The organism is Paenibacillus sp. J22P169 (assembly GCF_059691995.1).
The window spans coordinates 2,440,630-2,454,249 of record NZ_JCAUAO010000001.1 but is presented as its reverse complement, the minus strand read 5'-3'; the positions used below and the strand labels follow the sequence as shown (position 1 = coordinate 2,454,249).

Sequence of the window (13,620 nt, the reverse complement as noted above, 5' to 3'; positions counted from 1 at the left end):
ACATCCCACTGTATTCCATAGAGAAGGAGAGATGTTATGGTTCAGATACTACGACCGTCAGGCATCATTCCTGCAATGGTCACACCTTTCGATGCTAATTATCATATTGACGAATCTGCATTACGGCTATTAACCCGCAGGCTTATCAACGCGAATGTGCACGGGTTATTTTGTTTAGGTACAAATGGGGAGTTTTTTTCCTTAACTTTCGAGGAAAAGCTGCGAGTCGCCGAGATTGTTATTGAGGAAGCAAACGGGCGGCTTCCCGTATATGTGGGCGCCGGATGTGTTAGCACGAAGGAATCCATTCAATTGGCCGTGCAGTTGGAGCGTATGGGGGCGGATGCTTTATCGGTTATTACGCCGTATTTTTTAACATTTACACAGCAGGAGTTGCTTGGTCATTTTCGAATGATTGCAGACGCGACGGGACTACCCGTCCTTCTGTATAACATCCCGGCGAGGACCGGCAACTCTCTTCAGCCCCATACAGTGAAGGAACTCAGCCAAGTGCCTAACATTGTCGGGATCAAAGACAGCAGCGGCAGCTTTGATACGATTTTGCAATACATAGAGGTATCTGGACCTAATTTCGCCGTATTAGCGGGAACGGATTCATTGATTTTGCCGACATTGATGGCCGGTGGACATGGAGCCATTGCGGCAACAGCCAACGTATTTCCTGAAATTGTTAGGTCCATTTATGATTTGTGGATACAGGGTAAGTCAGAAGATGCTGAACAACAGCAGCGTAAACTGCGTGCTTTGCGTAACGCATTTTCGCTTGGGACGCTTCCATCCGTATTGAAGGAAGCGATGTGCATGATAGGACTGCCTGCGGGGCAGCCAAGACTGCCAGTACAACCTCTGAATCAATCAACCAGAGACCAGCTTAAGAGTGTCATTGATCGGTATATGGATACAGATGACACATCAGGAAGAAAGGAGTTGAGACAATGAATCTGAACATTCCGAACGGAGTTTGGCCAACGATGGTGACACCATTTACTGATCTCGGAAAAGTGGACTTCGGTGCATTAGAGCAACTGATTGAGTGGTACATTGATCAAGGCGTACATGGTCTATTTGCGGTGTGTCAATCAAGCGAAATGTTTTATTTGACACTAGAGGAACGAGTGAGCATTGCTCGATTCGTCACGGATAAAGCAGAGGGCCGGGTACCGGTCATAGCTTCGGGCCATATCTCCGATCAGTTCGACGGGCAGATGGAGGAGTTGAAGCGGATGTCAGAGACGGGAGTTCAGGCAGTCGTGTTAGTCAGCAACCGGATGGCTAATCCGGATGAATCAGATGAACGGTGGTTCGACCGTTTGCTGAAACTGATTGACCGAATCCCAGGTGTGCCAATGGGCATTTACGAATGTCCTTATCCGTACAAAAGGCTTCTGAGCCCGCAACTGCTAAAGCAATGTGCGGATACAGGCAGATTTGCTTTTCTCAAGGATACAAGCTGCGATTTACAGCAAATTGCCGCAAAAATTGAAGCGGTGAAAGGGAGTCCGCTCAAAATATTTAATGCGAATTCTGCAACGCTGCTTGCCTCTTTACAATTAGGTGCGGCGGGTTTCAGCGGGGTAATGGCCAATTTTCATCCTGATATTTATGTGCGTCTGACCGAAAATTGGAGCGCAGAACCGGCAACTGCGGACATGCTGCAGTCGTTTGTTGGAGCAGCGTCATTAGTAGAGCTGCAGATGTATCCCGTCAATGCGAAATATCATCTTAGTCGGAGAGGCTTGCCAGTTTCGATGCATTGCCGCTCCAAAGATGCAATCGCTTTCAAGGATAATCATAAGCTTGAAGTGCAACAACTTGATGCGGTGTATCGGCTGATCAAGGGGCAGCTAGCCTAACAGATTTGAAGAGGAGGCATTCATGTGCCGTTCAAAACGAAGGACAGAATCGTGTTTATCGGTGATAGTATTACGGACAAAGGAAGAAAGAAAGACCCATTAAAACTGGGTTCGGGATACGTTCGCCTCATTCACGATTATCTCACGGCGGCTTACCCGCAGCTAGGACTTAAAATCATTAATGAGGGTGTATCCGGCAATCGTGTGATTGATTTGGAGAAAAGATGGACGCTTGATGTGCTTGATCATCAACCCCAATGGGTTTCGATTTCCATCGGCATTAATGATGTGTGGCGGCAACTTGATTCGCCAAGCAGCGAGCAGGTGTACCCTGACAAGTTCGAAGAGGTGTACTGCAGCCTGTTGAAGCAAACGAAGCAAATACCAGACTGCAGAGTGATCTTAATGCAGCCCACGGTCATCAAAGAGTATTCGGATGCCACGGGGAATCGGTTGCTGAGGCCCTATGTGGACGTAGTGAATAGGCTGGCGGAACAATACGATGCGGTCCTAGTCCCTACGCATCTAGCTTTTATTGATTTCATCCAACAAGAAACCGGTCAGGACTTAACAACCGACGGCGTACATATGAATTCGTTGGGTGATATGCTGATGGCCACGACATGGTTGAAGGCTGTTGAAGGGCGCTGAAGCAAAACAACGTTAGCGGAGCGCTCAATGAGAGGGCGTGACGATAACGTTGTTTTGCTTTACAAGCATGTGAAGCGCGTCACCTATATAAATGATAAATTCAGCCTATAATGGGCTGCTTGCTTTCTTGTAAACTGATCATGAGTTGATTTCTGTGCAACTGGAAAACATCGGAATGTAGAGGAGTAAAAGCATGAGACTGGATCGCAAAGTAGCGGTTGTTACCGGAGCGGCTTCCGGAATCGGAGAGGCTGTCGCTATGAGATTCGCGGGTCTGTTTTGCAGACATTCGAATAGGAGGGAAAACAAATGACATATGAAATAGAACGAACGACCGGAGACAGTGAATGGTTTACGCACGATCGGTTCGGCCTGTTTATTCATTGGGGGTTATATTCGCTGGCAGCTAGGCATGAATGGCTGCAGTCACGGGAGAGATTGAGCGGAGAGAAGTACCGAAACAAATATTTCAATAAGTTTGACCCTGATTTGTACGATCCTGATTTGTGGGCGCAGCTCGCTTTCGATGCAGGCATGAAGTACGCTGTGGCAACGACCAAACATCACGAAGGTTTCTGCTTATGGGACAGCAAGCTGACCGATTATAAAGCGCCGAACACGCCGGCCAGAAGGGATTTAATCAGGCCAATGGCGGAGGCGTTCCGCAAGCGAGGCATGAAAGTAGGCTTTTATCATTCACTGATCGATTGGCATCATCCAGATTATACCATCGACACGAAGCACCCTTTGCGATTTGATCAGGAAGCTATCGCTGCAAGATCAGATAAGGAATTTTCACGTTATCGCGAATATTTGTTTGGGCAAACCAAAGAATTGTTAACCGAATATGGCAAAGTCGACCTATTGTTTTATGATTTTTCGTTTCCTGCGGAGAATGGATTGCCCGGCAAAGGAAAGGAAGATTGGGGAAGCAGGGAGCTGATGAAGCTCATTCGTACGCTTCAGCCGGACATTTTATTGAATGATCGGTTACAAATCGGCGGCGATATTACGACTCCTGAGCAATATTTGCCGACAAAATGGGTTCAGGTGGGCGGGAAGCGTGTTGTTTGGGAGACGCCGCATACGTTTAGCGGTTCCTGGGGGTATCATCGCGATGAGGAATCATGGAAAAGCGTAGATATGCTGGTCAAAATGCTGATAGATGTCGTCAGCAAAGGAGGCAATCTGCTGCTGAACGTAGGTCCGACCGGACGGGGCGAATTTGACGAACGATCTATCGATCGTTTAAAAGGAATCGGCGAATGGATGAAGCGTCACAGCCGTTCGATTTATGGATGTACGCAGGCGCCAGAAACGACCCAGTGTCCGCAGGATTGCCGTCTGACCTATAACCCTGAGACAAACCGCATGTATGTGCATGTATTTAGTTGGCCTTTTAAAAGCATTCACCTGCATGGATTGGCCGGCGAAGTGGAGTATGCGCAGCTGCTTAATGATGCATCTGAGATCCGATTTAAGCAAGGCTTTGTAGAAAGCGGTATCGACAATGGAGCTTTTAAAGAAGGAAGAGATGAAAGCACGCTAGTCTTGTCACTCCCTGTAAAGAAGCCGGACATAGCAGTGCCGGTTATCGAATTATTTATGAAAGGCGGGCCTAGACGAAGATGATGGCAATAACGCTTGGATACGACCGCAACACAGCACCGCGAGTGGAATTCGGCATTCGACAGCTAAAAATAGCGCTTCAGGACTGTGGTTATACGGTGCTTGAGGCAGAGGCCCCCTGGACGTTGGAAAGTTATCGGTCGGTGCCGGGATTGAAAATATATATCGGTAACCGCCAAGAATCAGAATTGTTGCAGCAATTGGAACAGCGAGATGTCCTGTTGTATCACACAGAGGCTCCAGATGGTGAAGGTTTTTATTTGGTCTCTTGTCCAGGAAATCTAACAGTCATTTCCGGGGGAAATGACTCAGGCGTTTTGTACGGTTGCATGGAGCTTGCGCGAAGAATCCGCGACGCTCAAAAGCTGCCAAGCGATATCGCTTATGGGGATAAGCCGCGTTTTTCATTGCGAGGCCCGGCAATCGGATTGCAAAAAACGACCGTTGAGCCGCCACGCCAGACTTATGAGTATCCGATTACACCCGACCGTTTTCAATGGTTTTACGATCGGGCCTTGTGGAAGGATTTCCTCGATATGATGGTTGAGCAGCGATGCAATGTGGTCTACTTGTGGTCCGGCCATCCATTCTCTTCCTTGGTAAAGCTGGAAGATTATCCGGAAGCGCTGGAAGTGACGGAAGAAGAGTTAGCTCTTAATTCAGAGATGTTCCGCTGGCTCACGGAAGAGGCAGACCGACGTGGAATATGGGTCGTGTTAAAGTTTTACAACATTCATATTCCGCTGCCGTTTGCGCAGAAGCACGGTCTGAAGCTGCATCAGCCGAAGCCGCTGCCTGTTACAAGTGATTACTATAAACAATCAATCAAAGCTTTCGTCCAATCATTCCCAAATGCCGGGCTGATGGTTTGTCTTGGCGAAGCGCTTCAAGGGCAGATTTACGGCGTGGAATGGTTTAATGAAACGATTCTTGCTGGACTTCAAGAAGGGTTGAAAAACTCGAACGCAAAGGAAAAACCTCCGATCATCCTGCGTTCACATGCCATCGAACCGCAAAAAGTCATTGAGGCTGCGCTGCCACTTTACCCAAATTTGTATACGGAAGCCAAATACAATGGTGAGTCCTTGACCACCTATACACCACGGGGCAAATGGCAAGAAACGCACAATCGTCTAGGCTCTTTGCAGACGATTCACATTGTCAATGTCCATATATTGGCTAATCTGGAGCCATTCCGTTACGGTGCGCCTTCATTTATTCAAAAATGTATGCAGGCTGCCAAATACCGATTGAAGGCAAACGGGCTTCATCTGTATCCATTGTTCTTTTGGGATTGGCCTTATGCGCCGGATCGGACGGAGACGCGTCTGCGGCAATTGGAGCGCGATTGGATTTGGTTTGCTGCCTGGTTTCGGTATGCTTGGAATCCGGATCGCGATCCGGAAGCTGAACGGAATTACTGGATTGATACACTTGGTAAGCGTTACGGCGGCAGTGAGGCTGGGGAAGCGATGCTGGATGCCTATGAAGCCTCTGGGGAATGTGCGCCGAAATTGTTACGCCGTTTCGGCATTACCGAGGGCAATCGCCAAACGATGAGCCTTGGGATGACAATGAGCCAGCTCACCAATCCCGATCGACATATGCCATGGCCAGATTTATGGGAATCCCAGTCGCCCCAAGGTGAACGGCTGGAGGAATATGTCATTAAGGAACTGAGTGGTGAGCCTCACATCGGAGAGACGCCCACGGATATTATTGCCGACGCGCAAAGACATGCGCAGGAAGCGGTGCTGGCGATTGAACGCGCGCGCAATCTTGTCGACCGCAACCGGGACGAATACGAGCGGCTGGCGAGCGATATGTCCGCAATCCGCCATATGGTGCAAGCCTATGCACATAAAGTCAGGGCTGCGATCCTCATTTTAACCTATAAGCACTCGGTCAAAGGGGAGTATTTTAACCGTCTCGAATTGCTGGAAGAGGCTGCAGTAGAATTGGAACAAAGTTTGGACAGTTACCGAAAGCTGACAGCGCTTACGGAAAAAACATATTTGTTCGCTAACAGTATGCAGACTCCGCAGCGGAAGGTGCCGATTCGAGGGGGGCTCGATTACAGGCATTGGAGCGCTTGTTTACCTCTTTATGAAGCTGAGCTGAATGCTTTCCGCAACCATTTGCAGGAGCTGAAAGCGGGGACGCTGCCCGAAGCCCTAAAAAATCTTAAGGCTCCAATCGTTCGTTACATAGAGGCGCCATTTAAAATATTGTCTGAGCATGCGGAGTTGTACCATGTGGAAAAAGGGGCTGAGGTTTTCACCGACGGCGATATTCAGATTGTGGGCTGTGCGGAGGAACTGAACGGGCTCCGTGGCATCCGTTTTAGTCAAAGGCAGGCGGGGCTTCACGGCTTGGCCATCGAGATTGAGCTGCAGCAGCCATCGAAAGTGCTGGTTGGGTATTTCAATTCAAAGGATGAGCAGTGGCTGCAAGTTCCTAGCCTAGAAGAAAACACTCATGCGGACGACCGTGGTGGTTATGCGCCGGTATTGCGCAAAGGGCTCCGCTTGTACGCTTACCCCTCTGTGAATATCCACGCGTTTCAATATGAGGCTGGGCGGCATCTACTCGATTTCGGCAAAGGAGCTTACCTGATACTGGGTGTTGTCCCTGTCGATCAAGATATGCGTGCGCGCGATGTTGAACATAAAAATGACGGAATTGACACGTTGGATTGGCTGTACGAATAAATGTGGGGGGAACAGGATGTCTGATAGAAGCACGACATTATGGTATGCGCAGTCAGCCAGGTCTTGGTTCGAAGCGCTCCCCGTCGGTAACGGCCGTTTTGGTGGGATGATGTATGGCGGCACGGACCGGGAACGCATTCAGATGAACGAGGATACGCTATGGTCAGGGGAACCGAGGGAAACGGTCAACATGGAAGCAGCCAAGCATTTGGATCATGTACGCGAGTTGATCTTTTCAGGTAAAAACGCCGAGGCAGAGGAAATCATAGAGCGGCACATGGAAGGGCCGGAAATCGAATCGTACTTGCCGCTCGGGGATTTGGATCTGATATTCGATGAGTCAGGCGGTATTTCGGAATACCGAAGGGAATTGGATCTAGCAGAAGGAATCGCGCGAGTGCGGTATTTGCAAAATAACGATGTCCATACAAGAGAGTTGTTCGTATCAGCGGTAGATCAAATCATGGCGATTCGCTTGCAGTGTGAACGAAACATAAATTTGACAGCAGTGCTTAGCAGTCCTCTGCAACATCAAGTCAATAAAGCGTCAATGAACCAGGTGATCCTTGCAGGACGCTGCCCGATTCATATTATGCCCAATACAATAAAATCGTCTGATCCCGTTCAATATGCGGAGGGGAAAGGCATCGGTTTTAATATTCGGATGCTCGCCATGACAGACAAAGGCAGGGTGGAGGTAAGCGGTGGGCGGATTCGGGTAATCGGCGCTGGGACCGTCACTTTCCTGCTGGCCGCCGAAACCAGCTTCAATGGCTTCAATCAGGATCCGGCCCTATTCGATGGACATCCGCACGAATTAAGTGAAGATAGGCTGACAAAAGCATCATTACTCGGCTACGACCGATTGAAAGAGCGGCACTTGAACGATCACGCTGCACGCTTCTCCAAAGTTTCTCTTGATCTTGGCGGTCCGGACAGAAGTGACATACCGACAGATACCCGAATTCAAGCCGTGAAAAGCGGTGTCGAGGATCCCAGTCTTGCCGCCCTATTTTTCCAATATGGAAGATACTTGCTGCTGTCCAGCTCACGACCCGGCGCACAGTCGGCAAATTTACAAGGAATTTGGAACGATAACATCCGTCCGCCATGGTGCAGCAGCTGGACGACTAACATTAATGTTGAAATGAACTATTGGCCGGCAGAAGTGGGGAATCTTGCGGAATGCCATTTGCCGTTGTTCGATCTGATCAAAGACTTGCAGCACACAGGCCGTAAAGCAGCAAGTAGCCACTACCGATGCAGAGGCTGGACGGCCCACCACAATATCGATCTATGGAGAACTGCGACTCCCGTTGGCGGTTCGCCAAGTTGGGCCTTTTGGCCGATGGCTGGGGCTTGGTTATGCCAACATCTATGGGAACATTACGCTTATAACCAGAATGAACTGTTCCTCGGGCAAGCCTACCCTGTGATGAAAGAAGCGGCACTGTTTGGTTTGGACTGGTTAGTTGAAGCGGAGGATGGCAGCCTGACTACTTGTCCTTCCACGTCACCGGAAAATTTTTTTATCACTCCTGATGGGCAGAAAAGCAGCGTTACAAAAGGTGCGACGAGTGATTTGGCGCTCCTCAAAGATTTATTTGGTCACTGTTTGGAAGCAGGCCGGATTGTATCGGATTCGGACCGCACATTTAGAGGGCAATTGGAGCAAGCGTTGCTCCAACTGCCGCCGTATCGTGTAGGAAAGTATGGCCAGCTCCAGGAGTGGGACGAAGATTTAGATGAGTTCGAGCCGGGACACCGCCATATGGCACATTTAATCTCTCTTCATCCATTAGGCCAGATTACAATGCATGAGGAACCCGAACTTGCCGCTGCCTGCAGGAGAACGCTCGAACGACGCATGGAACACGGCGGAGCACATACAGGCTGGAGCTGTGCCTGGATGATCAATCTGTGGGCGCGTCTCGGAGAATCAAAGCAAGCAAACCGTTTTGTGAACGAATTGCTCGCCGGTTTGCATCCGAACATGATGAATGCGCATCGGCATCCAAAGGTGAAACAGCATATTTTCCAAATTGATGGAAATCTTGGAGGTGTTTCGGGTATAGCCGAAATGCTGCTGCAAAGTCATGGAGGACATGTCCAATTTCTGCCTGCATTGCCAAATAAATGGAAAACCGGCAATGTGAAAGGACTGCGAGCGCGCGGAGGTTTTGAAGTCGAGATGGAATGGGAGAACGGTAAGCTGCTGCGAGTTCGCATCATATCAACGGCAGGTAAGGACTTCTTGCTGCGTACAGCGGAACCGGTACGTGTTCTGCAGAATGGGCACGATATCCCATTCACGGACATTGAACCGGGCGTCATCGCGTTTGGAACGAGAAGGGGAGAAGGTTACGAAATTGTTCCAAGGAGCGATGTGAGATGAGATACACTAATCAAGTCAAAGAGTTTATTTTTGAGGACGACAGACCTTTTCTAAGCTGTCACGCCTCCACGTTAGTGCTGCTGCCTGGCGGAGATATCATAGCAGCATGGTTTGGCGGCACGAAGGAGAAAGCCGGCGATGTTGCGATATGGATGTCGCGTAGGATAAGCGGCTGTTGGACACCGCCTATAAAAGCAGCCGACCAGGAGGACATTCCGCATTGGAATCCTGTCTTGTTTCGCAGGGCTGACGGCGTTCTTTTTCTGTATTATAAAATCGGCGCTTCCATTGCCGAATGGGTAACAATGGTCGTGCGTTCATCAGATGACGGGTTTACATGGTCGCATCCGGTACCCTTAATAGAAGGCGACCATGGAGGAAGAGGCCCGGTCAAAAACAAGCCAATCGTACTGCATGATGGCACCATTGTCGCTCCAGCATCGCTCGAGCCGGCTTGGGATGCATTCGTTGATCTTTCATATGACGGTGGAGAGACGTGGACTCGCAGCGAAACGGTCCCGCTGGATCGCAGTGTATTGACGGGGAAAGGTGTCATTCAGCCGACCTTATGGGAATCCGAGCCGGGAAGCATACATATGCTTATGCGCAGCACGGAAGGGGCCATTTACCGAAGTGATTCGACGAACGGGGGAAAAACATGGTGCCAGGCCTATCCGACGGTGCTGCCCAACAACAATAGCGGGATCGACCTGGCAAAGCTGGAAAATGGCATTCTAGCGCTCGTGTATAATCCAACTCGTCCGGAACCCGGGACGAGGAAAGGGCCCAGAACACCGCTGGTCCTGCGCCTATCTAGGGACAATGGCCTAACTTGGGAAAACGAGCTGCTGCTTGATGAAGGGGAGAAACAATATTCGTATCCAGCGATAGTGGCGAGCGGTCTCGAGCTGTATGTAACTTATACGTGGAAAAGAGAACGCATTGCATTCCAACAAGTATCATGTATTTGAGCAGGAATGCCCTATATTATGGGAATATTGGCACTACTATTCTATTATAGGAATAATATATAGTTAGATGAAAGTTAAAATAGAATAGATATTTTAATTTTGATGGGGGCGGATTCATTCTGACTGCTAATCAATTGAACGAACAACTACACGCAGGAAGGAAAACGCTTCGCACACATCCCGGTGCTTTGCTGCTTGGTTCGACTGGGGCGAGGTTGTGGGCAGATTATTTGGATCCTGTGCCTGGATTTTCCGGACGATTCGATTTTATTCATAAAGTAAATATTCCCTTATTGTTTAAAATAGATAATAATGTGACAAATAGATTTGAGCCGTGTCGAACGGAATGGTATCCAAGCTATTTGCTCATGGAATACTCGGATAACCGGCTTTCTCTGGTGGAAAGAAAATTTATATCCTGGAATGATTGTGCCGTTTCATGTCAAACGTGGACGAATCACAGCAGCGAAGAGCTTGTGCTGAGATTAAAGACATACGGAGATGCATTTCAGTTAAGCAATGGAAATTATTTGCAAGGTCTTTTTCCCATAGAACACTACAGTTTCGATATAGCAGGCGTAATATCCGTAAGCGACCCGGCATTATTTGAGGGAGTACGTTTGCAGCCTGGAGACTCCGCTTCGTACATCGTGGCGGCTTCACTCGGCATTTCCGGCCTTGACGACATCGACATGCTTCAAGCACGGGCGGCGGCTTATACGGAATACGGATGGACAGCAGATCAAATCATTGAAAGGCAGTGTGAGGAATATCAGGAATGGTTTGAAAATGCGCCTGTATTTACGAGTAACGATTCGCTGCTAGACAAAACTTGGATCTACCGCTGGTTTCTGCTTCGGCATAATTTGGCCGATCCGAAGTACGGTAATTTGACCTATCCGTTATTTTATGAAGGAAGGTCCCATAAAAAAAGCAAAGAGCCCTTTAGCAAAGGCGGCTGGGAATTCAGCAAACTCATTAATTTGTCCGTTCCGCTTCATATTATGGATGCTAGATGGTACCAGGAAGCAGCATATCCTGAAGGGCCACTGCGGAATATGGCAGCATCTCCGGGGGAAGGAGGCCAGTTCAGCTGTCTAACCGTTGATACGGTGATGCATGCTTTCGCCAACTTTTCCTGTTGGGCTGCTTACCAGCTGTATCTGGTGCATCGTAACCGGGATATGGTCATCGAGCTGCTTCCTTCGTTTAAAAGCCAAATTTCAGAATCTATACGCATACACGGAAGCGGTACTGATCATTTAATGATCGAATACAAGCATACACGAACGGGAAAAGAATATCAGCCAAGTTACTGGTATTTCCATGACTTTCCTAAGAACCCGAAGGATAAGCAAACGTATACGCATTTAAAAAGAGTGGATCGAACGGTTTATCATTATTTGAACACGCTTGCAGTTGCTAACATGTGCGAAATCGCTGGTGATTCGGACGCTGAAAGCTACCGCCTTATGGTAGAGGCCATCAAAAAGGACATTCTTGAGAAAATGTGGGATAAGGAGACTGCTTTTTTCTATGATCTCCATTACCAGACTGACCAGAAAGCATTCGTGAAAAATATTGTTGGCTTCTACCCGGCTTGGGCGGAGATGATCGATGAGCCCTACAATGAGATGATCGATCATCTATTCAATGAACATGAATTTAAAACGAAGTGTCCATTTCCGTCTGTCTCCGCAGATTGTCCTGCCTATTCGAAGGAAGGGGGCTGGATGGGCCATTATGTGAAAGGAAGAAACGGTTGTGTATGGGATGGTCCGACCTGGCCATATACGAATTCGATCACACTCGACGCGCTCGCCAAGGAGAGCAAACGCAGGAATCATCAATTTGATTCTTTTTTCGCTCACTCGCTGCGTGAGTATTCATTCCTTCATTTTATGAAAAGAGACCTTAACCAGCCTGGTCTTGTTGAACATTACAACAGTGCGACAGGCGAACCGCTAAGTGATGAGCAGGAATATAATCATTCGTTCTATATCGATCTGGTGATCACGCATGTGGCTGGTCTCATGATTGAGAAGGATCGAATTATTTTAGACCCGCTGGATGTAGGATTAGATTACTTTTGTCTAGACCGTGTGAAGGCGGCAGGGAATGAATTTCGGATCACATACAGGAAACCGGGCGTGCGTTCAGAGGTGCCTGATCTTGAGGAAGGCTATCGTCTGTATGTGGACGGCGAACTTGTTTTCTCGAACAATACACTGTGCCGAATTGAGATTCCCTTGCGGGAATTAAAGGGCAAGAAGGGGGCGATCCTATCATGAGCAGATTTAATGGTGCTGTTCTCCAAGGCGAAACAGATACAACGATTCAAGAAGCTTACCTTCCAGCCTTTCATCTAAATGATAACCATGCGGCTAATTTGTTGGAATTGGACAATGGCGATTTGCTGTGTGTTTGGTTCTCCGGCAGCGGGGAAGGGAATCCGGATACCAATGTTGTCTTGTCGAGACTCGCTGCAGGATCCAAACAATGGTTGGCACCTGTCAAACTATCAGAGGATCTTGAGCGGTCCGAGCAAAATCCGGTTTTGTTCCAAGCGCCGAATGGAATTATTTGGCTGTTTCATACATCTAACGAACCTCACAATCAGAAAACGTCCAGGATCGTCTACAGAATCTCTGAGGATCGCGGGGAAACGTGGAGTGCTGCAGAGGTTCTCTCTGACGGACCGGGAATATTCTTGCGGCATCCTCCCCTTGCACTGAAGAACGGCGACTGGCTGTTGCCGGCCTATTATTGCAAGCTTGATGGTCATTATAGCGTAGTTTTTATAAGCTCTGATGAGGGCTTGACGTGGACGGAATATATGGTGCCCAGCAGCAAACATCGTGTTCAGATGAACGTTGTGGAATTAGACGATGGGATGCTTTATGCTATGTTTCGCAGCCGTCAGGCCGACCGAATCTATACCAGTGTATCACGGGACTACGGTAAGAACTGGTCGATACCTGCCAAGAGTGAACTGCCGAACAATAATTCGTCCACGCAACTCGTCAAGCTGCATAATGGCCATTTGGCATTAATATATAACAATTCTACTATGGAGCGAGATCAGTTCCGATGGGTCCAGCGAAAAGGGGAATTTCGTAAAAAACCGCTCCGAACGCCGCTCACTGTTTCTATTTCGGAAGACGAAGGGAAAACATGGCCTTATTTCAGAAATGTCCAGATGGCGGATTTGGAATATAAAGAATCAGAAATCGGATATTCATACCCTTCCATCATCACGACTCGTGATCATCACATTCATATTGCTTTTTCTTATTTGCGGAAGGGAATTAAATATATCCGTGTGCCGTTACAATGGGTAAGAGAGGGACAATAGCCAATTTGTCATGAAGGAGAAGGGAACGCGCATT

The 13,620-nt window shown here is 48.4% G+C and carries 9 protein-coding genes; all 9 read left to right on the top strand.

Going from position 1 to position 13,620, the window contains the following annotated elements:
- The first annotated feature begins 36 nt into the window (after window positions 1–36).
- Window positions 37–960, top strand: coding sequence for a 4-hydroxy-tetrahydrodipicolinate synthase (gene dapA / locus AC58QG_RS11280; RefSeq protein ID WP_497362139.1), 924 nt, complete (start codon window positions 37–39; stop codon window positions 958–960).
- The gene (locus AC58QG_RS11275; protein ID WP_497362138.1) at window positions 957–1,874 is read left to right on the top strand and encodes a dihydrodipicolinate synthase family protein; all 918 of its coding nucleotides are present in this window, start codon (window positions 957–959) and stop codon (window positions 1,872–1,874) included. Before dapA ends, AC58QG_RS11275 begins: the two co-directional genes overlap by 4 nt.
- 24 nt (window positions 1,875–1,898) lie before the next feature.
- Window positions 1,899–2,525, top strand: coding sequence for an SGNH/GDSL hydrolase family protein (locus AC58QG_RS11270; protein ID WP_497362137.1), 627 nt, complete (start codon window positions 1,899–1,901; stop codon window positions 2,523–2,525).
- 309 nt (window positions 2,526–2,834) lie between these two features.
- Complete coding sequence (locus AC58QG_RS11265) at window positions 2,835–4,157, top strand: alpha-L-fucosidase (protein WP_497362136.1); 1,323 nt, start codon at window positions 2,835–2,837, stop codon at window positions 4,155–4,157.
- Complete coding sequence (locus AC58QG_RS11260) at window positions 4,154–6,865, top strand: hypothetical protein (protein ID WP_497362135.1); 2,712 nt, start codon at window positions 4,154–4,156, stop codon at window positions 6,863–6,865. Before AC58QG_RS11265 ends, AC58QG_RS11260 begins: the two co-directional genes overlap by 4 nt.
- A 16-nt stretch (window positions 6,866–6,881) precedes the next feature.
- Window positions 6,882–9,260 (top strand): glycoside hydrolase family 95 protein, encoded by a 2,379-nt coding sequence (locus AC58QG_RS11255; RefSeq protein ID WP_497362134.1) that lies wholly within the window; start codon window positions 6,882–6,884, stop codon window positions 9,258–9,260.
- Window positions 9,257–10,231, top strand: a complete 975-nt coding sequence (locus AC58QG_RS11250; RefSeq protein ID WP_497362133.1) for a sialidase family protein — start codon at window positions 9,257–9,259, stop codon at window positions 10,229–10,231. The genes AC58QG_RS11255 and AC58QG_RS11250 overlap by 4 nt, the downstream gene beginning before the upstream one ends.
- A 134-nt stretch (window positions 10,232–10,365) precedes the next feature.
- Complete coding sequence (locus tag AC58QG_RS11245; protein ID WP_497362132.1) at window positions 10,366–12,522, top strand: MGH1-like glycoside hydrolase domain-containing protein; 2,157 nt, start codon at window positions 10,366–10,368, stop codon at window positions 12,520–12,522.
- Window positions 12,519–13,586 (top strand): sialidase family protein, encoded by a 1,068-nt coding sequence (locus AC58QG_RS11240; protein WP_497362131.1) that lies wholly within the window; start codon window positions 12,519–12,521, stop codon window positions 13,584–13,586. Before AC58QG_RS11245 ends, AC58QG_RS11240 begins: the two co-directional genes overlap by 4 nt.
- The last annotated feature ends 34 nt before the right edge of the window (window positions 13,587–13,620 follow it).

Excerpts from the sequence above, each read along its gene's own strand:
- AC58QG_RS11260 (WP_497362135.1), top strand. The coding sequence starts at position 4,154 with ATGATGGCAATAACGCTTGGATACGACCGCAACACAGCACCGCGAGTG.
- AC58QG_RS11255 (WP_497362134.1), top strand. The coding sequence starts at position 6,882 with ATGTCTGATAGAAGCACGACATTATGGTATGCGCAGTCAGCCAGGTCT.
- AC58QG_RS11275 (WP_497362138.1), top strand. The coding sequence starts at position 957 with ATGAATCTGAACATTCCGAACGGAGTTTGGCCAACGATGGTGACACCA.
- AC58QG_RS11265 (WP_497362136.1), top strand. The coding sequence starts at position 2,835 with ATGACATATGAAATAGAACGAACGACCGGAGACAGTGAATGGTTTACG.
- AC58QG_RS11250 (WP_497362133.1), top strand. The coding sequence starts at position 9,257 with ATGAGATACACTAATCAAGTCAAAGAGTTTATTTTTGAGGACGACAGA.
- AC58QG_RS11240 (WP_497362131.1), top strand. The coding sequence starts at position 12,519 with ATGAGCAGATTTAATGGTGCTGTTCTCCAAGGCGAAACAGATACAACG.
- dapA (WP_497362139.1), top strand. The coding sequence starts at position 37 with ATGGTTCAGATACTACGACCGTCAGGCATCATTCCTGCAATGGTCACA.